Genomic DNA, 22,067 nt, shown 5'->3' on the forward strand with positions numbered 1-22,067 from the left:
AAATCGGCCATCTCGATGTTCAGCTACGATCTGGTTTCCGGACATCGCCTCCTGTTCGCCCCTTACGGCTGTTTTAACCAATGTGAGCACCACCTTATCGCCCGGGACATTCCCTTGCACGAAGCGACGCGGCTCCTGATGAACCGTTGCACGGGTCTGTTGCTGGTGCAGGAGTTGTTAAAGAGGGAAAAGCTCAGCGATTCCGACAGCGATTTTGTGGGACGCAATCTTGCAAAGGCGCAGCTCGCGCTGGGGGATGTCGTGCTCACCGCGTCGGGGGAATATCACTGGAGCTGTGAAGAACGCCATCAACGCTTGAAGGCACTGGCGCCTCTTGAAAAATTGCCGTGGTGGCGGGACGTGGAAAAACATCACGCCATGGGGAAGGAATTCAAACTCCATCCTGCGCGAATGCAACGCAGTGTGCGGCAGTTCACGATGGACTATCTTTCCGTCTCGGACCTTGCGCGGCAGGTATGGTTATGGCTCGAGAACCAGCGGCTGGGACAAAAGTTTGGTTCGGTCCGGGAATACGGGCTTAGTAGAGTCCCGAAGTGCGCCGAACATTCAGCCATTCATTCGTTGCTCGTGAACGTTCGCACTTTCGGCACGCGAGCGCTCGTTTCGCGGGCTGGCTTTCGCTACCCTCGCGAACGCCTGCTGAACTCCCTTCCGTTGCTGTTGTGGGAAAATCCCGGGAACGACGTTCGTGTTCGACGCTCGCTGCAAAAGCAGTTGCGAACCAGCGGATCGGATTGGCAGAGTTTCGTCGCGGTTTACAAAAACCTTTGGCCGCCATTCAGTTGATTGAACAGCTCTGAACTTTTATGGCCGGAACTTTCGGCAACGGCAGACCTCCCCCCCGGAGTTGTTCGCGTTTGGGCTTCGCCGCTCAGTGTCACGGAAGATTTTCGCAACCGACTGCTGGGTGTGTTGTCGCCAGAGGAGCGGCTGCGCGCGGAACGTTTTCGCTTTGACCGCCATCGGCATCGCTTCCTCGCAGGGCGCGGCATTCTCCGAACTCTCCTGGGCGGACAACTGCAATGCAATGCAGCGGATTTGCAGTTTGCCCTGTCGCCAAAGGGAAAGCCTGCGTTGGGCGGGCCCTTCGAAAATTCAGGTCTGCATTTCAACGTGGCTCACGCCGTTGACCTCCTGCTCGTCGCCATAACCCGCCTCGGGCCGGTCGGGGTGGATGTCGAACCTCTGCGCGAGTTGAAGGATGCGGGCGACCTCGTGAAGCGCTTCTTTTCGCCGCGGGAAAGCGAGCGTTTTCACGCACTGCGGCGTGAGGAGCAGCCCGCAGCATTTTTCAATTTGTGGACCCGCAAGGAGGCGTGGCTGAAGGCGACCGGCGAAGGAATCGCGGGCGGGCTCGATCGCGTCGAGGTCACGTTTGAAGCAGGTGAACCGGCGCGCGTCATCAGCATTGCGGGTGACGTCGAGCTCGCAACGTGCTGGACTCTCGAAGCCTTGCAGCCCGCTGTGGAATGGGCCGGCGCCGTAGCGATCCGCGCCTCTCCACGCTGCTTTGAACATGGAAAATTCTCCGCCGGGCTTCAGTGATACTCCTGCACCGTCTTCACGCTGTATCCTGATTTTTTGAGCGCTTCAATTCCGAGCGCGGCCGCCTTGGCGCTGCTCAGCGTCGTCATGATGGGTGTTCCCGTGTAAACCGCCGTGGTTCGGATCTTAACTTCATCGGCGCGCGGCAGTTGCCCGGAGGGCGTGTTTATGACGAGCTGGATTTCCTTGTTCTTCAGGAGATCGATGGCCGTCGGCCGCCCTTCCTGCAGCTTGAAAACCCGTTGAACGGTGAGCCCCGCCTTTTCCAGCACGTTCGCGGTTCCCCCTGTTGCGACGAGTTCGAATCCGAGATTGGCGAACTGCCGGGCAACCTCCGCCGCCTCGGTCTTGTGTGCGTCGCTGACACTGATGAACACGCGTCCGCCGAGTGGCAATGACGCTCCTGCCGCCATCTGGGACTTCGCGTAAGCCGTGCCCAGGTCGGCGTCGAGCCCCATGACCTCGCCCGTTGAACGCATCTCCGGCGACAGCAGGATATCCTGCCCGTGAAATCGATTGAAGGGGAACACGGATTCCTTGACGGCCCAATACGGCGGCCAGACTTCATTGACGAAGCCGAGTTCCTTCAGGGTTTTGCCCGTCATCACTTTTGCAGCCAGCTTTGCGAGTGGAAATCCAATGGTCTTGCTGACGAATGGCACGGTTCGAGAGGCGCGCGGATTCACTTCCAGAACGTAAACGGTTTCACCCTTCACCGCGTATTGCACGTTCATCAAGCCGATCACTTTCAGCTCGCGTGCCATGGCATGGGTGTAGTCACGAATCGTGGAGATCACGCGATCCGACAATGTGTGCGGCGGCAGCACCATCGCCGCGTCGCCCGAGTGAACCCCCGCAAACTCAATGTGCTCCAGCATTCCGCCAATCACGATCGTTCCGCCATTCGGCAGACCCACGTCCGTGATGCAATCCACGTCGACCTCGGTGGCGTCCTCGAGGAATTTGTCCACCAATACAGGTCGTTCCGGCGATGCCTCAACCGCGAAGCGCATGTAGTGCTGAAGCTCGGCATCCGAATAAACAATCTGCATCGCACGGCCGCCCAAAACAAAGCTTGGACGCACCAAGACGGGATATCCGAGTTCCTTGGACGCAACGAGCGCTTCAGCTTCGTTGGTCGCGAGACCGTTGGGCGGCTGCGGAATGTTGAGGCGGCGCAGCATGGTTGCGAAGAGTTTCCGATCCTCGGCAATTTCGATGCTCTGCGGCGAGGTGCCGATGATGTTGACGCCGTTTTTCTGCAGGCCCAGCGCGAGGTTCAAAGGCGTTTGTCCGCCAAATTGCGCGATGGCGCCCCAGCAGTTTTCCCGCTCGTAAATGTGCAGCACATCTTCCAGCGTTAGCGGCTCAAAGAAGAGCTTGTCGCTGGTGTCGTAATCCGTGGAAACAGTCTCCGGGTTTGAATTCACCATCAGCGTTTCAAACCCGTCCTCCTTCAGGGCAAACGCGGCGTGGACACAACAGTAGTCAAATTCGATGCCCTGGCCGATTCGATTGGGTCCGCCGCCCAGGATCATCACCTTCCGCTTCGAGCCTTCTCCGCGGATCTCGTCGTCGCCGCGGTCGTAGGTTGAATAGTAATAAGGTGTGTAGGCTTCGAACTCCGCGGCGCATGTGTCCACCAGGCGATAGCTTGGAATCAAACCGAGCTTTTTGCGCTCCGCGCGAACGGCATCTTCGGTCTGCCCGGTGAGATAAGCGATCTGCCGGTCGGAGAAGCCGAGGGATTTCGCTTTGGCTAACATTTCAGCGTTCATTCAAAATCAAATTCCCGCCAGTAAGCCGCAACCCCCTTTGGGTGTCGAGTTGGAAAAGGCTCGCCGGGAATCCAAAAATAGTCTCGGCGTTTTTTAGAAATCGAAAAATCCGGCTGGAAGGCGATTCTGGATCGCGCACTATTCCCCGGATGTGTGCATCTGCCGCAATGCCGCCTGCCCTCCCAGGAAACGAGCCAGTCCGCGGCTTTGCCTTTTCAACAGTCATTCTCGCTGCCGGTTTTTCCCGACGCATGGGACAATCGAAACCATTGCTCCAATGGGAAGGCACTACCGTGATCGCGCACGTGTTGCAGCTTTGGAATGATCTCGGCGCGCGCCGCGTGATGCCGGTGGTGCGGCCGGACGACTCGGCTCTCGCCAGCGAACTCGATCGCCTCGGCGTGCCTCGGGAGTTGCGGATCGTGAATCACAATGCAGAACACGGCATGTTCAGTTCCATCCAGGCGGCCGCGCGATCGTCTATGTCGACGGCATCGGCAACGCATGTCGTTCTCACGTTGATCGACCAGCCACACTTGAATGCCGAGATGATCAAGCCGCTTTTAGAATTCGCCTCTTTGCATTCGGAATCCATTTGCCAGCCGTCATATCAAGGAAGAGGCCGCCATCCACTAGTCTTTCCCGCTCAGTTGTTCGCCATGTTGAAGCATCATGCAGGACCAACGCTAAAAGAATTCATGGCCGAGCATGCGGGCAGGAGGTCGGCTGTTGAGTTGAACGATCCACGGTTGAACGAGGATATCGATACACCCGAAGACTACGAGCGGCTTCGTCAGCTCTGCAAAAAGTAACGCTCTCGATCTACCACTCGATAATCAGCGTTGGACAGACGGGAAAGCGTCCGCATTCCGCCCCGTAGATGGTGAGGCCCCCAATCACGAGCGCATCCGGCGGAACCTCGCAGCGGAGAGTGATGAACCCGTCGGTGACACTTTCTGCGATGCGCCGCAGCAGCTCGCCCTCCGCGAACGCATGCACCAGGTAACCGTAGGCTCCGACGCCGCCGCGCAAATAGCTCAAGGCCCCGCGCGCGTCGTGGGGGTGATTTCTCAAAACGCCGTGGTAAACGCGAATCCCATTCAGCGTCATGCGAAGCGTAGTCGAATATGTGTCGCCGTCCGTTTGCGGAATATCGACCCGATGCGACGATGCCTCGCAGAGGAGTTTAAACCGATAGGCTTTTGAGAGATCGGCACCCTCAAGTGGAATCCGCCATTCGAAAAAGCCGTGTCCAAACGCGGCGCAACTGTCTTCCGCCCGCGCCTTGTCGCGATCCGTAAAACCGCCGGACCAAACCGCATCGCTCCATTCTCCGGGCGCCCCGCGCAGGACCAGCGCGCGGTCGATCTCTTCACGCGGCGGCGGATAGCCGCTGCTGACAAGATAAGTCACATGGTTCTGTGCCACTACGGATCCATCCCGTGCGCGCGCTGACAACAGAAGTTCACACAGCATGGTTCGTTCGGGCATTTTCAGCTTGAGCGCATGGGCGTGCGCCACCTGCCGGTGAGGGAAGGGGATGGGAACGAGCCCTTGCGCGATGTCCTGGTGCACACGTCCAAACGAATCCACGCCGCCCATCTCCCAATGGAGTTGGACGTCGCGACTGGCTTTGGTCGAGTAGTGTGATGACGCGACATCCAAAAGGACACATTCGCCGGGCTTGACCCGCTGAATGGGCGGCGAATCTATCGGCAGCGTGTTGCTCTCGTTGATGATTCGAGGGTCATAGCCAAACTCCTTGGGAGTGCGATCGTAGTTGAGAAAACCATTGTACTCCCATTCCACGTCGTGCAGCTCAGTGTAGATGTAAGCGGCAATCTGTTGATACCTCCGCATCTCGTTCGTCAGGAACTTGAAACTCCAACTGACATCGCGATCACCATCCAACGCTCCCACGCCGCCGTATTCGCTGTTGATCAATGGCTGGCCCTTGTGTTGAAAACCTGGCACGTAGTTGAAACTCGAGCCCACAAACGTTGATGTCACCACCTTCGAGATGTGTTCCTTCGCCTGCTGGTAGTCACTCATGTAGAAGTGCCACGAGTTAATATCCGTGTCGCAATGCTGATAATATTCCAGGTGATCCCAGTGACAGACGCTCATGTCCTCAACCAGCCGCGTGGGATCGAGCTGCTTCGCAAGCTCCCACATGTCCTGAACCCATTCCTGCGGCCGGATGAGCCCGCCCGGCTTTGGCGTTCTTCGCGGAATTTCCCGCGCACGATCCCGATCCTCGGGCGACATCGCAGGCGAGGGAGCGAGAAGCTTGTCGAGAAAGCTCATCTGTCCGCCAAAACCCCACGTCTCGTTGAACAGGCACCATGCAAAGATCGAGGGGTGATTGAAATCCCGGGCAATCGCTTTCCGCATCATTTCCTCAAAACGTTCCCGCCCCAGCGCCGTATCGCCACCCTCGCCAAAATTCGGCATATCGGCCATTAGCAGCATTCCCATCTTATCCGCCCAGTGATAAATCAGCGGGTCATCCACCTTGATGTGTATTCGAAGGAAATTAAATCCCACCTTCTTGGCGTAGCTGATGTCGTTCTTGATGACCTCGACCGAATATGCAGTGTAAACGCCGTCGGGATAGAACGACTGGTGAAGCGCACCTCGGAGATATCGGGGAACCCCGTTCACACGCAAGGCGGTGGGAGCCTGCGAATCCTTCGCCAGTTCGAAATCGATTTTCCGCATGCCGAAGTAACTGTGCACCGTATCCAGCACTTGTTCTCCTCGGAGCAGCCGCAGGTGAACCGCGTAAAGGAAGGGCGAGTTGGGATCCCAGAGTTGCAGTTCGCGGAGCTTGATGACCTTCGAGGCATCCTGACCTTGCAGCATCAAGCGCTCGGTCTGCGTCGTGCCATTGGGACCAAGAATTTCCGCCTGCACGACGTCGCTTTTTTCGAGAGATACGCCGGCCACGGAAACCTTCACGGAACCGCTGTCGATGTCGCCTTCGAATCTGAATGAATCCAGATGCGCGGCGCCGCGCGGCTCCAGGAACACGGTTTGCCAGATGCCGCTGGTCGTGGTGTACCATCGCCACTGTTTCCCCACAGGCTGCTCTCGATTGTCCATCGGATCTTCAACACGCAGCACGACGAGTGCGTAACGCACGCCGTCTTTCGTGAGCAGGGCGTCGGTAAGATCAAATTCGAACGGCGTGTAACCGCCTTCGTGATGGCCAAGGTGTTTGCCGTTGCACCAGCAGTCGGTGAAGAAGTCGGCCGCGCCGATCGTGAGAATCACACGTTTGTTCTCCCAGGCTTCGTTATTGGGAATCTGAACATGGCGCCGATACCATCCCACTTCATACCGTTGCGCCGATCGATGATTCTCCCGGGTTACTTCCAGGGGATTTCGGAATACACGCGTCGCGTAGTAGTTATCGTTGCCCGCGATATCGCCTTCACCCCAGGCAGCCAAAGATTCCCAACAAAACGGAACGATGATTTGCTCACGCCACTCCAGGCCGTCCGGCTGAAACCATTTCTGCTTGATGCCGCAGTGATCGCCGTCGAAACGAAACTGCCACGGGCCGTTGAGGTTCAGCCAATCGAAACCTTCCATCGTGCCGCGTTGCCGGTCGGGCCGGGGGTACTCAGGTCTTGGATAGAGGAATTGGGTGGGCATGCAGGTCGGGTCATGAGCTTACGCTCCAGCCATCACAAAACTGTGAAGGTGCGAAGCGTGATTACATTGGCGGGGTTCGTTTTCGGCGGACGTCAGCTCGCGTAAGAACGCGCGCCGATCCGAAAAATAGCGTTCGAGCGCTTTCTCCCACGGCGGAAGAAGCGATCCACGATTCGACCGAAGCACGGACGATCGCGGCCGTGCAGCAAGAAAGTCGGCGTCGTCGAGCCGCAGGGGTTCCAGCCCGGCCGCGGAAACGCCGCCGAGCTCGGCCGCGTGCAGAAGAAAGTTATGCCACGTGGTAGCGCCGTCGTTGGCAAGATGCCAAATGCCGCGTTCACCATCGATGAGCAAGTCGAGGGTCGCATTCACCAAGTCTGGAAGATAAGCCGGGGTGAGGGTTGCATCAACCAGCGCCCAAAACGGACGGTTCGCGCGGAGCTCCCGTACCATCGCCGTGACAATGTTGTCTTGGTCCCACGGGCCAAAAAGGCAGCACGTGCGGATGACAAGGCTGCCGGCATGGATTCGTGTCACCGCGCTCTCTGCCTGTGCCTTGCTCAATCCATAAATGTTCAGTGGATTAGTTGCGTCTGATTCCACGTAATCCGCGGCGGCACCATCGAAAACCGAGTCTGCGGAAAAGGTGACCAACGGGATGCCGGCGTTGCGACAGCTGTTTGCCAGGCAAATCGCTCCGTGAGTGTTTTCTCGGAAGCATCTGTCAGGCTCCGCTTCGGCCTGGTCGACACGCGAATAACCAGCTGCGTTGATGACCGCCCACGGCTCCGCCTCTCTGATCATCCGCCGCACCGAAATCGGATCCGCAATATCCATTTCGTGTCGCGTGACGGCGCGGAAAGCGAGGCCGCGGATGTCGCACAACCTTCGGAACGCCTGGCCCAAGGTCCCCGCCGCGCCCGTAATCAAGAGCGGCTGTTGAGGTTCGCGTCGAGGGCGGCAGAATAGTTGCGGCGGAGAGATCATCGCGAGCGCTTCTGCGCGCGGTTGCTGGGGGGGATAAAGGAGACGCTGCGGCCGCTGCCACCATCCCGCGCCATCAAGCACTGGGTGAGAATAGGGTTCACGCCTCGCCAATGCTCTCGCACATTTTCCTAACGCCGTCATTCGCGGTGTGGCGCCGCGCAGGTCAAATGCGCCAGGGTCGTAGCTGTTTTCAGAGCGCGTCAGCAGGGAGTCCCAATCGTAGGCTCCCAATAACGCCCACATCGTAATGGCCCTGAGATCGACCCCCTCGCGGCGCAGCAGCTGCCCGGCGTGCCAGACATCCATGAACCAGCGCAATTGTTCGTCACGGGTTGACCCGAGATGCACTTCCGTAATGGCGATGGCGGAACGGTAGCGTTCCCATGCTTCCTTGACGACCTGATATACCCCGCCTATGCCAGGCGCGCAGACGCGAACCGCGGATACGTCGGCATACGCATGCTTTCCGTTTCCGGCGTGGGAGCGTTCCGGATAGTTCTGAAGCTTCTCGTCGAGGAACCGTTCACCTGTCAGATGATAATTAATCCCCAGGATGTCGGGCCGACAGGGTGCCGCCAACAGCGCTTCAAGCGCGTCGATAGAAACGCGGCAGCCGCTCAGGTAATCCCACATAGGATGAGAGGAATCACAGCGGCCCGACAGCAAATCAAAGGTGAGCCATCGCCGTTCGTTCTCAAAATCCGCCTGATATCCCACGGGCTCGGTGCTGTACGTTTTCCCAATATTTTCCGTTTGCACGAGCTGCGCTTCCGGAATGATGTTGCGAATCTCCGCCACCGCAAGCTGGACTGCGCGGCATTGATTGACGAGTGCGCGGGAAAAGGCGGCCGTGTCGCGATAGTGCGGATGCCAATGGCCGGATAAACAGCTGAAGCGCGCGGTTGCGAGCGGTTCGTTGACAGGGTTGAAGTATCGCACCCACGGGTAGCGTTCGGCGACGGCCCGTGCATGTCTCGCGAGCCCATCCGGGAAATTCGAATCGAGCAACGACGTGTGTGCCGGGCCGCTGCCATGGTGCACGAGACCGACGATTGGTGCGATGTTGAGTTCGCGCAGGCGGAGCATGCGCTCATCGATCCACGACCAATCGAAGGTTCCAGACGCGGAATGCTCCCACAGAATGGGATAACGCAAGGTGCGAACTCCCAGGCGGGCCAACAATCCAAGGTCCTCGATCCGGCTGATATGTCCGCTGCGCTCGAGTTGATTGAAGTATTTGTCTCCCACCCGGTTGGCCGAGCATTCGATTCCGCCCCACAGTTCCACGCCAGCGTTGTGTGAATCCAGAGTGTCTGCGGGGCGTGGCTTCTCGTTGTTCATTGGCAGAATCTCACCGGTGTAATATTGCAAAACCGCCCGTGAGGAAGGTTTCACGAGCGGTTGGGTGACAGCGGCTCAGCGGACCTATAAGCGATCGGCCATTCAGGTTTCTGACGCCACAGCCTTGCGGCGCAGTGCCATCGGCCGCCTGGGCTTCACCACTTGCGGGAATGTCACGGTAGTCAGCTTGGGATCGCTGTGCAAACTGGCCGCTTCAGTGCGGGTGACGTTCAGCAGTCGAGCATAGATGGTAAGCGCCTGCGCCACGACCTGATCCATGTTGTAATACTTGTAAGTCGCCAAACGCCCAGCGAAGTGCACGCCGGACTGTTCGGCCAAGGCGTGATACTGCCGATAGATCTCGGCGTTCTCCTGGCGGGGGATCGGATAGTAAGGATCTCCTTCTCCACAAGGATACTCATATACGATACTTGTCTTCGCACTTTCCTGCCCAGTGAGGTGCTTGAATTCCGTAATTCGTGTAAACGCGTAATCGTTCGGGTAATTAACCACCGCCACCGGCTGGAACTGGCGCTGATTCAATGTCTCGTGTTTGAATTCAAGGCAGCGATACGGCAGCTTTCCGAAGCGATAGTCGAAGAATTCATCCACGGGGCCGGTATAAACCAACTCGCGATAGGGAATGAAACTCTTTACGTCCCGATAATCTGTATTCAGCAGAATGTGAATGTTGGGATGGTCGAGCATGTTTTCAAACATCCTGGTGAAACCATATTTCGGCATCGCCTGATAGGTGTCCGTGAAATAGCGATCGTCCCGATTCGTTCGCGTTGGCACGCGCGCGGTCACTTGCGCGTCCAGTTCCGATGGGTCAAGCCCCCACTGTTTCCGGGTGTAGCCACGGAAAAATTTTTCATACAACTCCCGGCCAACCTTGCTGACCACCACATCTTCGGATGTGCGGATATGCTCAATTTTTTCAGCGCGTTCCTGCAGGAACTGCTCCATCTGGAACGAGTTCAAACTGACGCCGTAGAGTTGATTGATCGTATCGAGGTTGATGGGGATCGGGACCATCTGCCCGTCCACATGCGCGAGCACCTTGTGCTGATACTGGCGCCAGGCAGTGAAGCGCGACAGGTAATCAAAAACCTCTCGGGAATTCGTGTGAAAGATGTGCGGCCCGTACTTATGGATTAACAGGCCAGCGTCATCGTAGCAATCGTAGGCGTTGCCTGCGATGTGTGGACGGCGATCCACGAGCAACACTTTTTTACCTGAGCCACGTGCAAGACGCTCGGCCAGAACGCTGCCCGAATAACCGGCCCCGACGATGAGATAGTCAAACGCGTCGGTCCGCGAACCACCTGAGCTGGAGAAACCATTTCTATTCATGCTGAAACCTCCGATGAGCGCTTCGCTTGAAGCGCGGCTTGAATGTGGTTTTCCAACTGGCTGACAATCGATTCCCACGTATTCCGGCCGGCCATCTCGAGGCCCCGCTCAACAGCGCCCGCGTCGGGATTCTCCGCCGCCTCTCTGCAGAGCTGGACGAATTCATCATGGCTGCGACCGACCTTTACGACGGAGTTGAAGTTACTGACCACATCGGGCACCGCAGTGCTGATGATCGGGCGTCCCGACGCCATGTATTCCAGAGCTTTCGTGGGGTTGATGAACTCAGTGGATTCGTTCAGGGCAAATGGCATTAGACACGCGTCAAAGCCTTTGCAGAAACCTGGCAGATCCGCATATTGCCGCTGACCAAGCCAGTGCAGGTTCGGCCGTTGAGGAAGGCTGTTCGGGTCTACCTTCATCACGGGTCCGACGATTGCGACGGACCCATTTGGGTTGGCGTCGGCAAGCTTGGCCACGAGTTCGTAATCCATCCGCTCGTCTACCACCCCGAAGTATCCCAAAACCGGTTTGGGCAGCTTCGCCAATTCTTCGGGGATGCGCGTTTCAGCATTGCGCGCCTTGGCGAAATGGTCGACTTCCACGCCACAGCCGTAGAAGTGACAATTGTTGTTGGAAAGTTTCTTGGATTCCCAGAGCTTGCGGCCGCCGGTGAACACAACATCAGCGGCCGCGAGCAGCGCGGCTTCCCGCACCCGAATCTCGGGCGGCGCGCCGCGGAATTGAGACAGTTCATCCATGCAGTCGTATACGGTCAGCGTTTCGTCCATGTGGCCTAGGAACGCCGGGACTGCCATGGGATCGTAAAACCACTGGACTGCGTTCTCAAAGCGCCCGCGTCCCGGTCCGCGCAAGAACTCCTGGACGAGCTCGCGCCGCGTGCGATCGACGTAGTCCGCATCACTCCAGCGCCACGAAGGGAATTGGAGCCGCAGCAAGGTCAGATTCGGCAGGTTATCGGGAGTCCGGAAGCGCGCGATCGGCGTGACGAGGTCAGGATCGGGTGCAATAGTTTCGACGAACAAAATCGGATGCCGCTGGCTGAGTCGAGAGACGAATTGCTGGGGGCGTTGCCACACCCAGTCCCAGCACAAATGGCAGTGAACGATGATTGGATAACTGGAGGTATTGAAATCACGGGGCGACGCGTGATTGCGATCCATATTCGACAGGTTTGAAGAAGATTGAAAATTCGAGTTTGAAAATCCGCTGGTTTGTCGCTTGGAGAAATCCCCTTTTCGAGTGCCGCAGTCCGTTCCAATTGGCGCGTAAGACATATTATTTAATGTTCCGTTTCTTCAGTTTCGGAGACTTGCTCCAGAGCGTCTTCCATTGGGAAAACCTGCACATTAACAAGACTTTAACGGTGCATGCGTCTCAATGGGGTGAAATCCGCAAACTCCCTTGTCACTCTGCCCGAAGCAGCGCAAACTGCCGATGTCTGCTGGGTTTTTGAGATAGCGCGCGCGTCGCGGAGATGCTGTGATGCCGCAGGCAAATTGGAAAAATGCCGACGGATTTTATTATGAATATGTTGACCGATGAACAACGTCAGCAGGTCGCCAAATGGATTGAGGAAGGCGTCAAGCTTTCAGAGATCCAGAATCGAATAGGGTCTGAGTTCGGGCTCCGTTTGACTTACATGGACGTCCGATTCCTGGTCGATGACCTCAAGCTTACGCCCAAGGATCAGGAGCGTCCAAAAACTCCAACACCGCCGCCAGCTGCAGCGCCCAGTGCGCCAGGTGGACCAAAGCCCGTGAGTCCGATCGCTCCCGAAAGCTCGGGCGCTCCGGCATCAAAGATCGGAGTGTCAGTCAGCGTGGATCAACTTGCGCGTCCCGGAGCAATGGTCAGTGGCAAGGTAACCTTCAGTGATGGCCAGAAAGCCGATTGGTATTTTGATCCCGCAGGACGCCTTGGCCTTTCGCCCGTGCAGGCGGGGTACCGCCCAACCCCTGCGGACTTGCAGGAGTTCCAGATGGCGTTGGAATCCGAGTTGAGTCGCATGGGAATGTGACGACCCGGTTGGACCTCAACGCGACCTTGGCATCACACAGTGCCCGGTTTTCCGTTGCGCCCGCGCAAAGGACAGCACTCCGCGTTCGGCAGTGACACCGAGGTAAGGATCATTTCGAATCAGAAGATTGCCATCGAGATCCAGATAATCACAGAGCGCCGACAGTTGAGCCGCGGCGCTGATGAGGACGCTGGTTTCAATCATGCAACCGAGCATCGTCTTGAGGCCGCGGGCGCGGGCGGCTTTCAGGGCTTCAAGAGCGCCAAGAACACCGCCAGCTTTGACAAGTTTCACGTTCACCCCGTGAAAACATTCAGCCGCTCGATCTGCGTCAATCGAAGAGTGATACGATTCGTCCCCAAAGATTGGGAGAGGTGACCGAGCTTTCAGCCATTTCCAATCAGCGATGGGTTTACCCGCAGGCATCGGCTGTTCCACGAATTCCACCTTCGGATCTCGAGCGAGCAATTCCAATTGCTCGATCGCCTTCTCCTTCGTGTCCCACCCTTCGTTGGCGTCGAGTCGTATCGGCTTTAGCGGGGCAACTTCGCGTAGCGCCTTAAGGTTCTCCTGATCCGCACTCGTCCCCACCTTCATCTTCAAAATCGGAAACGATTGGGCATCAACAACTTTCGCCCGAACAGAAGAACTGTCGGCAATTCCTATGGTGAAAGATGTAAGGTGCTGTCGATCAGGTGAATCAACTCCTAGGAACGCCGAAGTGATTTTTTCCGATTTTTGGGCTGCGACGTCGATCAATGCCGTTTCAATGGCACATTTGGCGGCCCAATTTTCACCAGCTGCGTTTCGGATGTAATCCACGCTGTCGTGCAACGGCAATCGCAGGTGATTTAAGTCCAACCTCGTCAGAAACCGACGGACGGATTCAGCGGTCTCTCCGTATCGGCGGACCGGCGAGGCTTCCCCGTAGCCGACGATCTCATCGCACGAGAGCTCTACAACTACGACGTCGGCAGAATCCGTTTTCTCGGTTCGGGCAAGTTTCCACGGATTCACCAATTCCAGCCGAATTGGATGAATCTGCAATTTCATGTAGCGTCGTCGCTGAATGGCAAGGTGGTATCGCCCGTTGGCACATCCGCGGATCCCGCCAATGCACTGCGTTTCAACCAGACCATAAGAATGCTGATATCGGCAGGCGAAACTCCGGAGATTCGTGATGCTTGGCCGAGAGTAGCGGGACGAATTTTCGAGAGCTTCTGACGAGCCTCACTTCGAAGACTCGGAACCAGCGCGTAATCGAAGCTGTTTGGAATCTGCTTCGTATCGAATGCCTTGAATTTCTGCACTTCGAGTTCCTGCCGCTCGATATACCCCGCATACTTGATCGCGATTTCGACCTGTAATGCCACATCAGAATCCAACGCCGGGTCTCGTTTAGGCAACGTTCGATACGAGACTTCAGGCCGTTTCAGCAATTGCGCCAACGTATCCGTTCCTTCTCGTGTGCTGTGCAGGCGCTGGAGTTCCCTGGTTATAGAGTCCTGTTTTGCCTGGAATTTGGCGAAATTGCGGATCGGCAAGAGTCCAACCTCATAACCGATCTCAGACAGCCGCAGATCAGCATTGTCCTGACGCAAGAGAAGTCGATACTCGGCACGCGAGGTGAACATGCGGTAGGGCTCGGTGGTTCCCTTTGTGACGAGATCGTCGATTAGAACGCCAAGATATGCCTGATCGCGCCGCAAAAGGACGGGATCCTTGCCTTGAACTCGCCGCACCGCGTTGATTCCAGCAATCAATCCTTGCCCCGCAGCTTCTTCATAGCCCGAAGTTCCATTGATTTGCCCCGCAAGAAAGAGGTTCCGACACGTCTTTGTTTCGAGAGAAGGGAAGAGCTGCGTCGGAAACACGAAATCGTATTCCACAGCATACGCGGGACGCATGATTTCTGCGTTCTCGCAACCGACGATGGATCGCACCATCTGAATCTGGACTTCGTAGGGCAGGGAAGTTGAAAAGCCATTAACGTAGATTTCGTCGGTTGCGATTCCTTCAGGCTCCAAGAAGATTTGCTGCCGCTCCTTTTCCGGAAACTTCACGATCTTGTCCTCGATCGATGGGCAGTATCGAGGTCCAATTCCTTCGATAGCCCCTGAATACAAGGGGGATTTGTGGAGGTTTTCCCGAATGATCTCAGCCGTTCGAGTGGTGGTAAATGTGACGTAACACGGCAGTTGCCCGTTGATCCGTTCCAATATCGAGTGCGGAGGGTATGGCGCGGCCGAGGAATGTTCCACGTGGAACAAATCGTCCTTCCAGAATGTAAAGTAGGGAACGGGTTCGTCTCCGGGTTGTACTTCGGTCTTCGAAAAATCGATCGAGCGACTCAGCAAGCGCGGCGGCGTGCCAGTCTTAAGCCGCCCGAGTTCCAAGCCTGCTTCTTTCAGCGACCCGGAAAGTCCCATGGCGGCAGACTCACCCGCACGGCCTCCTGACTGCTGGTTAGAACCAATGTGCATCAAACCTCGGAGAAATGTGCCTGTGGTGACGACAACGGTCTTGCCGATATACTGGACTTCAAGAGTGGTTTCCACTCCAACGGCGGCCCCATCCCGCAACAGAATCCTCGAGGTCTGTCCTTGTTGGATGGTTAATCTCTCCTGGCGCTCGCAAATCCATTTCAACCGAAATTGATAAGCCTTTTTGTCGCATTGTGCCCGCGGGGCCCACACAGCGGGACCCTTTTTCGTGTTCAGCATCCGAAACTGCAAGCCGCTCATGTCGGTGTTCTTCCCCATCTCGCCGCCGAGCGCGTCAATCTCGCGCGCTAAATGGCCCTTGGCGAGCCCCCCTATCGCCGGATTGCACGACATCTGGCCGATGGTGTCCGCGTTAATGGTGAGCAATAAAGTCTCGCACCCCATTCGGGCGGCAGCCAAAGCGGCTTCAACGCCAGCGTGCCCGGCGCCGACAATGATGACGTCAAACTCTTTGGGATAAACAAACATCAGGCACTCCGATATTGCGATTCGAAGGGAGTTTTTCCCGGAGTCTTGGCAACACCGGTCCAGGGATTGGCTGCGAGATGTTCACAAATCTTGAATACGGATTCAATGTGTTCGGCTTGGCCGGCCTGGGCTGCCAATTTTTCAGGCGTCCAGCTCTCGCCTTTGGACTCGCGCACCGTTTTCAAGATTTGGAGTTTCAGGGCGATGATTGCTGTCGCGGCTTTTTTTCCGGCCTCAACTCCCGGCTGATGATACGCGTTTACGTTGATCAGTGTTGCGTAAAGTCCGACCGCTCGCTCGAAGAGCGCGATCAGGACTCCCACGGCGAATGGAGAGACCTCATTGATCGTTAGAGTGATTGATTCGCGGCCGCTGTCGCTCAATGCCTGCCGGGTTCCCAAGAAGAATCCGGACAGGTAATCGCCGCTGGTCGTGTCTGGCTCGACTGCAATTCCCGGTGCATTCCTGTCTTTAAGCACCTCGATGAACGTGACAAAAAAGTTGTTCGTGCCATCTCTAAGTTGTTGAATGTAAGCATGTTGGTCCGTAGAACCCTTGTTGCCAAAAACTGAAATTCCCTGGTGAACAACGTTCCCATTCAAGTCGCGTTCCTTGCCAATGGATTCCATCACCAACTGCTGGAGGTATTTGGAAAACAATTCCAGCCGGTCCTTGTAAGGCAGGACGACCATCGCCTTCGCACCGACGCCGTTTCCAGCGAAGTGCCACATCAACGCAAGTTGAGCGGCCGGGTTTTCCATCACTGATTTCCGGCGAGTCTGATCGTCACACGCCCGCGCGCCTGCGAGCATCGCGTCGACGTCGAACCCTTGAAGCGCCGCTGGAAGCAGACCGACTGCGGAGAGTTCGCTCGTTCGTCCGCCCACCCAATCCCACATTGGAAACCGCATGATCCACCCGTTGGCCACGGCATATTTGTCTAACTCGCTCCCCAGCTGCGTCACTGCCACGGCGTGGGCGGCAAAGGTTAGACCAGCGGAATCATACGCAGCTTTTGCTTCGAGCATCCCGTTGCGAGTCTCCTTTGTGCCGCCCGACTTCGAAATTACCACTACCAGCGTTTGCCCCAACTCCTTGCCAATTGCCGCGACGACCCGGTCCATCCCGTCTGGATCAGTGTTGTCGAACGAAAACAGGCGGAGCTTATCGTTAACGGGGTGGCCAAGTGCATTGGCAACGAACTGAGGCCCCAGCGCTGACCCGCCAATACCGATCAAAAGCAGGTTTTTGTAAGTGCCGCTCGCACCTTTGATACGGCCTTGATGAACCCCAGCGGCAAAAGCTTTTATGTTGCTGACCGTTTGCTGGATTTCAGCGGTAATCTCGGGTTCAGGTGCCAATTCCGGGGTGCGAAGCCAGTAATGGCCGACGCGCCGCTTTTCGTCAGGGTTGGCTATGGATCCCTTTTCCAAGGCGTCCATGGCTGAGAAAGCCTTCTGAATCGAAGACTCCATCTCGGCTAGGTAGCCGTCGCAGAAGTTCATACGGCTGATGTCGACCGCTAGGCGCAGGGACGGAAACTCAGAGTAGAATTTTTGAAAATGTTCCCAGAGTTGCTGCTTCGATTTCATAAAAATAGGCGTCAGGCTACCATACAAAGGCCGCGGGATAAAACCACGAAAGCGTTTCATTGAAAAGGGGGAAGCGCAGATCACGGCAAAGCGGCCTTCTGAAGCACCTACTGCAGAGGCGGACTGAGTCCTTAATATGATCGCACGGTCTACGCTCCGCCAACCTGGAACCACGGCGATACAGTCCCGCCTCGTCAGGAGAAACCTGCGCTGCGTGGCGCAACCTCCAAGCGGCCTCAACGATGAGGCGTTAGTCAGGGTTAACGGGAAGAAATACTGTCAGCCTGGTTCCTTCGCCTGGCTTCGATATAAGTGCGAGCTTCCCATGATGGCCTTCCACAATGCGACGGACAATTGCCAATCCCAGCCCTGTACCGCTTCGCTTGGTCGTGCTGAGAAGTGAGGTGAAAGCCCTCTCCTGTTGCTCCTCAGTCATACCCGCCCCCGTATCCTGAAATTCAACGCGCACGTAGTCTCCGTGAGTGTCGGCGCGGCTGGACGAAGTGATTGTCAGCGTCCCACCGTCTGGCATCGCCTCGGCTGCATTCAGGATGATGTTTAGAATCACCTGCTCGAGTTGCGCCGCATCGCCAGGAATCGTCGGAATCGCAGGATCCAGCCGTGTCACCCAGCGAACGTTCTGGTTCTTCAATTTGTGCCGCACGAGCAACCCGAGTTCCTCGACGAGGGAGTTGAGGTTTACTGGCGAGAGTTGCGGTTCAGCTGTGCGCGCGAAATCGAGTATCTGTTCCACGATCTTGTTCAGCAGATCCATTTTCTCCCCGATGATGCGCGCGTCCTTCGCCCTTGGATCTTCGGAGGGGAATTGCAGGTTGAGCGAATGGTAAAGCATCTTCATCACTGTCAGCGGGTTGCGAATTTCGTGGGCAACCTCGGCCGCCAAAAGGCCAAGCGCGGATAGCTTTTCGTTCTGACGCAGCTGCTCCTCGACATCCACAATGCGCTCGTAGAGGCGAGCCTTTTCGATCGCGATGGCTGATAGCTCCGCCAGCGATGATAGGATGCGGATTTCTTCGTTGGAAAAATGATATGGCTCGCCCGTGTAGACACTCAGGGTGCCAATGGCTTCGCCGCCGAATAAAAGCGGCACGCTGAGCAGCGACACCAAGCCTTCGCGTCTCGCGATGTCCACGTTTTGGTAACGGCTCGACGTCTGGACATTTGGCACCTGCATCGGTTTTTTGCGTCGGACCACAACGCCGAGCAGGCTCTCCTCCACGCTCAATCTCGGCTTGCCGAGATATGTTTCGCTTGCGCCAGAGCTGGCGCGCAGGTCAAGGCATTCGGAGCGTTCATCCAGCATCATTAAAGAACAGACCTTCGCCTGCATCAAAACCCGGGTCTCGCGGGTCACAACTTCGAGGGCGTCATCAAGATTCAGCGTGGAATTGATGGTGCGGCTTACGTTGGCAAGCGCCTCGAACAAGCGGGCCTTCAAACGAAGCTGTTCGTAAAGCCATGTATTCTGGATGACGCGAGCAGCTTGAAGGGCAAGGGATTCGAGCAGCTCCTGATCTTCAACGCTGAAAGCGTCTGTCCGATCCGAATCAACGTTCAACACGCCACGAACCTCGCCATTAACCTCGAGCGGCACGGCGAGTTCCGATTGGATGTTCATGCGAACCGCGATGTAACGCGCATCCGCTGAAACGTCGCCCACTCGCGCCGCCTTGCCTGTACGCGCCACCCAGCCCGTGATGCCCTCGCCGACCCGCAGCTTGAGCAGTGCGGCGTTTGGTGGCAGGCCTTGGGCTGCCTGAATCTCGAGGAAACCGGTGGTTGGATTGATCAAGACGACCGACCCGCTGGAGGCTTTCATGAGGCGAACAGCCTCGGTTGTGATCAACTGCAACGCTTCCTGAGGCTCAAGCGTGGAATGAATGACGTTGCCGACATTGAACAACAGGTTAAGCCGGTCATATCGCGCCTGGAGGTCTTTCAAAGGGTCGCTCACCGCGCGGAAGTCTAGGGAAAACTACAGTACGGCAAAGCGCAAAACGGTTCTGCGGTTTGAAGCCGTCGCGCCAGTGGAGTGAACCGAACGGTCAACCGATCGGGACCGTCAGCGAATGGAGAGATCGATCTGATGTCGCTCAAGCGAGGCGCCTTCATCGTAGGCGAGTTCGGCAAGGTAGCGGTTGTAATCAGCGAGAGCCGTAATCTCGTCATAACTCGCCGCGGTCAGATCGCGTTGCATCTGGAGCACGATGAAGCTCGTGCTCTTTCCGTTCTCCAGTTTCTTCTGTTCTGCTTCGAGTGCTGATTCCCGATACAGCCGCGCCTGCCGGGTGGCTTCCACGCGCTCGAAACTGCTGCGCGCATTGGCGATGTCATTCTCAATCTGGATCAGCGTGCGCTGTTCGAGTTGTTGAAGCTGCAGAACGGAGACGTCGCGTGTGGCCTTGGCCGAACGCAGGCGGTTGCGCTCTGCCGTGCGGCTCAACGGAACTGAGAACTGGGCTCCAAAGGACCACGACGGATTCTCGCGCTCGCGAATCTGATGAAGAGCGTGGCTGTATTCATCACCCGTGCCGCTGTAACCCACACTGCCCAGAACATCGAGATTTGGATACAGCTGGTTGCGGCGATACCGGACACTTTGCTCGGTGCTGTCCACCGTGATCCGAGCAACTTCGACCTGGTATCGTGGATTTCGCGCGAGGCCGCGGCGCCAGCTTTCCTGCAGATCGTGCTGCTGCGGGACGGCCAGCAGCTTGTCAGTCGTAAGGATTTTCACCGCCGCCCAGCTGTTGGTGTAATCGTCGCTCAACAAATCCTTGAGAACGCGTTCCTGCGAATCGCGAAGGGCTCGCGTGGCAAGCAATGCAGCGCGGCTGCCCGCAGCTTCGGCCTCTGCCTGCCGTTCATCCAGTGGGGCAAGGGCGCCGACTTCGACGCGCTTGCGGTTTTCCGTCAGCAAGCGTTCCGCAAGTTCCAATGCTTTCTCCTGCACCCGGACATTTTCGTCGGCGGAGATCAGGTTGAAGTACGCGATCTCCACGTTGCGAATCGTGGTCATCACGTCGTTGCGGAAGGTGATCTCGCTCGATCGCAGCTGGTTTTTCTGAAGCGAAATGGACAGACGCGTGGCGTCGATCCAGAAATCCCGAAGCAATGGTTGCTGCAATGACAGAACTCCTGCGCGGCCCGACGTCGTCTCAAAAGGCGAACGAACGGTGCGTGTGCTGAAATTCGTCGAAATGAGAAATTCCCCCGTCGGCAATCCGCCAGGACCGAAAATCACATTCGTGTTGAGTGTGAAGCTGCTGCGATCGATTGTGGTCGACGGCCGGGTTCCGGTCTGGTCAGTAATGCTGCCGCCGAGATTGTAAAAGGTGCCCCAAGGAAGCAGACCGGAAAGGCCGGCTGTGATCGTGTCACTGTCCGTCTCCGTGCCACTGAACGTGCGGCCTTCCGGATCCACACCTCCCGACGAAAGGCTGTAGTTGTGTTCGCCGCTCGTTGTGAAAACGGGATCATACGCGCCGTAAAGGGCCGACAATTCAAACCTTTCGATCTGCGGGGCGAAGCGGCTGATCTTCACGTCGAAGTTATGCTTCAACGCAATTGCGATGCACTCCTGCAGCGAGAGCGGACGTGTCGCAGCAGCTAAATTCGTTTGCGCCGTTGAGAGAAGCGTCGTGGCACATAGCGAGAGGCAAGCGATCCAGATTCTCATCAAGCTGCAAGAGTGGTGAATGGTGTTCATATCAGCAAACAATTTCTACGCCGCGGCAGCGCGGTTCAGTCGATCCCTGATGCCCCGCCATTCGGGAGTATCGGGCGGAGCTTCAACAACAATCAGTTCCGCTCCCAATTCGTCGCATCGATGCAGTTCAGCATACAACGCGCGCGCGAACGCATCGGCGTCGTGGGGGATCACGCTTACGCGCGCTAGATCGCGGCCCGACGGAATGTTGCTGTGGGCCAGCACATGTGTTCCATGCAAAGCCTCCGCCGGCAATTGCGCGTGCAGTTCGGCTTCGTCGCGCCAGCGCAGGATGCGCATCGGCGTGCGCGGCGCGTAATGCCGCGTCAGCAGCCCCGGGCTTTTCAGCGGCTCTCTGTCCCCTGCTCGTGCGGCAAAATGCGTTCCTTCCTTTGCGAGGTAAATGACCGACGCGAGCGCATCTTCGTGGATCATCCCCGGCCGCAGCACGCGCGCGGGCGTTTGGGTGAGGTCAACCACTGTGGATTCAATTCCCACCTGTGATTGTCCCCCATCCACGACGAGCGGCAGTTGAGCACCCATCTGCAAGGCGACGTGGGCGGCGTTCGTGGGTGAGACACAATTCGAGAGATTCGCACTCGGAGCGGCGAGCGGAAAACCGCACTCTCGGATCACTGCCTGGATGAATGGGTGACTCGGCCAGCGCACGCCAACGGTGTCGCCGCCGGCGGTCACGACATCAGGAATCAGGGCCGCGCGTCTAAGGACAAGCGTTAACGGCCCAGGCCAGAACGCCGCCGCGAGGCGCTGCGCGTCGTCGGGCCAGCCAGCTACGCACTGCTTTGCGCCTTCAATATCTGCGACGTGAACGATGATTGGATTGTGGGCCGGACGCCCCTTCAACTGGAAGATCCTTGAAACCGCAGCAGCATTCCACGCGTTCGCGGCCAACCCGTAAACCGTTTCTGTCGGCAGCGCCACCACTTCGCCCCGCTTCAATAAAGCAGCCGCCGCGTGCACAGCTTCCGCAAAAAGCGCGGGAGTGTGTGTCGACACCATCTGAACTGTCGCAGCGCCAGCCAT

General features: G+C 57.1%; 14 protein-coding genes and 1 pseudogene. 4 read left to right on the forward strand and 11 right to left on the reverse strand.

Features of this window, described 5'->3' with window-relative positions; translation table 11 throughout:
* Positions 1 to 807 (forward strand): hypothetical protein (locus VEH04_16230; protein ID HYG24326.1); only part of this gene is annotated, 807 nt, incomplete at its 5' end.
* Complete coding sequence (locus VEH04_16235; GenBank protein ID HYG24327.1) at positions 808 to 1,566, forward strand: 4'-phosphopantetheinyl transferase superfamily protein; 759 nt, start codon at positions 808 to 810, stop codon at positions 1,564 to 1,566.
* Here VEH04_16235 and carB read toward each other — a convergent pair.
* Positions 1,560 to 3,344: pseudogene (gene carB / locus VEH04_16240) on the reverse strand (carbamoyl-phosphate synthase large subunit). The gene VEH04_16235 and the pseudogene carB sit on opposite strands and share 7 nt — an antisense overlap.
* Positions 3,345 to 3,511: 167 nt before the next feature.
* On the opposite strand from carB, the gene VEH04_16245 reads away from it, so the two are divergent.
* Complete coding sequence (locus VEH04_16245) at positions 3,512 to 4,156, forward strand: nucleotidyltransferase family protein (protein HYG24328.1); 645 nt, start codon at positions 3,512 to 3,514, stop codon at positions 4,154 to 4,156.
* A 10-nt stretch (positions 4,157 to 4,166) separates the two neighbouring features.
* On the opposite strand, the gene VEH04_16250 is transcribed toward VEH04_16245, so the two are convergent.
* The 4 genes from VEH04_16250 to VEH04_16265 all read right to left on the reverse strand — a co-directional run bounded on the left by VEH04_16250 (position 4,167) and on the right by VEH04_16265 (position 11,872).
* Positions 4,167 to 7,004, reverse strand: a complete 2,838-nt coding sequence (locus VEH04_16250) for a glycoside hydrolase family 2 TIM barrel-domain containing protein (protein HYG24329.1) — start codon at positions 7,002 to 7,004, stop codon at positions 4,167 to 4,169.
* A gap of 18 nt (positions 7,005 to 7,022) precedes the next feature.
* On the reverse strand, positions 7,023 to 9,332 hold the full coding sequence (locus VEH04_16255) for a sugar nucleotide-binding protein (protein ID HYG24330.1): 2,310 nt from the start codon (positions 9,330 to 9,332) through the stop codon (positions 7,023 to 7,025).
* 102 nt (positions 9,333 to 9,434) lie between these two features.
* Positions 9,435 to 10,688, reverse strand: a complete 1,254-nt coding sequence (gene glf / locus VEH04_16260; protein HYG24331.1) for a UDP-galactopyranose mutase — start codon at positions 10,686 to 10,688, stop codon at positions 9,435 to 9,437.
* Positions 10,685 to 11,872 (reverse strand): glycosyltransferase, encoded by a 1,188-nt coding sequence (locus tag VEH04_16265; GenBank protein ID HYG24332.1) that lies wholly within the window; start codon positions 11,870 to 11,872, stop codon positions 10,685 to 10,687. Before VEH04_16265 ends, glf begins: the two co-directional genes overlap by 4 nt.
* A gap of 362 nt (positions 11,873 to 12,234) precedes the next feature.
* Here VEH04_16265 and VEH04_16270 point away from each other — a divergent pair, with 362 nt between their 5' ends.
* Complete coding sequence (locus VEH04_16270; GenBank protein HYG24333.1) at positions 12,235 to 12,729, forward strand: hypothetical protein; 495 nt, start codon at positions 12,235 to 12,237, stop codon at positions 12,727 to 12,729.
* Between the two features lie 15 nt (positions 12,730 to 12,744).
* Here the strand turns inward: VEH04_16270 and VEH04_16275 are convergent, their stop codons facing one another.
* The 6 genes from VEH04_16275 to VEH04_16300 all read right to left on the reverse strand — a co-directional run bounded on the left by VEH04_16275 (position 12,745) and on the right by VEH04_16300 (position 22,067).
* Positions 12,745 to 13,782 (reverse strand): dipeptide epimerase, encoded by a 1,038-nt coding sequence (locus VEH04_16275; GenBank protein ID HYG24334.1) that lies wholly within the window; start codon positions 13,780 to 13,782, stop codon positions 12,745 to 12,747.
* Positions 13,779 to 15,701, reverse strand: coding sequence for a tRNA uridine-5-carboxymethylaminomethyl(34) synthesis enzyme MnmG (mnmG, locus tag VEH04_16280; protein ID HYG24335.1), 1,923 nt, complete (start codon positions 15,699 to 15,701; stop codon positions 13,779 to 13,781). Before mnmG ends, VEH04_16275 begins: the two co-directional genes overlap by 4 nt.
* Entirely contained in the window at positions 15,701 to 17,293 is a 1,593-nt protein-coding gene (locus VEH04_16285) for a glucose-6-phosphate isomerase (GenBank protein HYG24336.1), read from the reverse strand. The genes mnmG and VEH04_16285 overlap by 1 nt, the downstream gene beginning before the upstream one ends.
* 250 nt (positions 17,294 to 17,543) lie before the next feature.
* Positions 17,544 to 19,268, reverse strand: a complete 1,725-nt coding sequence (locus VEH04_16290; protein HYG24337.1) for a GAF domain-containing protein — start codon at positions 19,266 to 19,268, stop codon at positions 17,544 to 17,546.
* A gap of 108 nt (positions 19,269 to 19,376) precedes the next feature.
* The gene (locus VEH04_16295; GenBank protein HYG24338.1) at positions 19,377 to 20,993 is read right to left on the reverse strand and encodes a TolC family protein; all 1,617 of its coding nucleotides are present in this window, start codon (positions 20,991 to 20,993) and stop codon (positions 19,377 to 19,379) included.
* A gap of 45 nt (positions 20,994 to 21,038) precedes the next feature.
* Positions 21,039 to 22,067, reverse strand: coding sequence for an L-threonylcarbamoyladenylate synthase (locus tag VEH04_16300; protein ID HYG24339.1), 1,029 nt, complete (start codon positions 22,065 to 22,067; stop codon positions 21,039 to 21,041).

The sequence above is a fragment of the Verrucomicrobiia bacterium genome, from assembly GCA_035629175.1.
Lineage (GTDB): Bacteria > Verrucomicrobiota > Verrucomicrobiia > Limisphaerales > DASXHY01 > DASXHY01.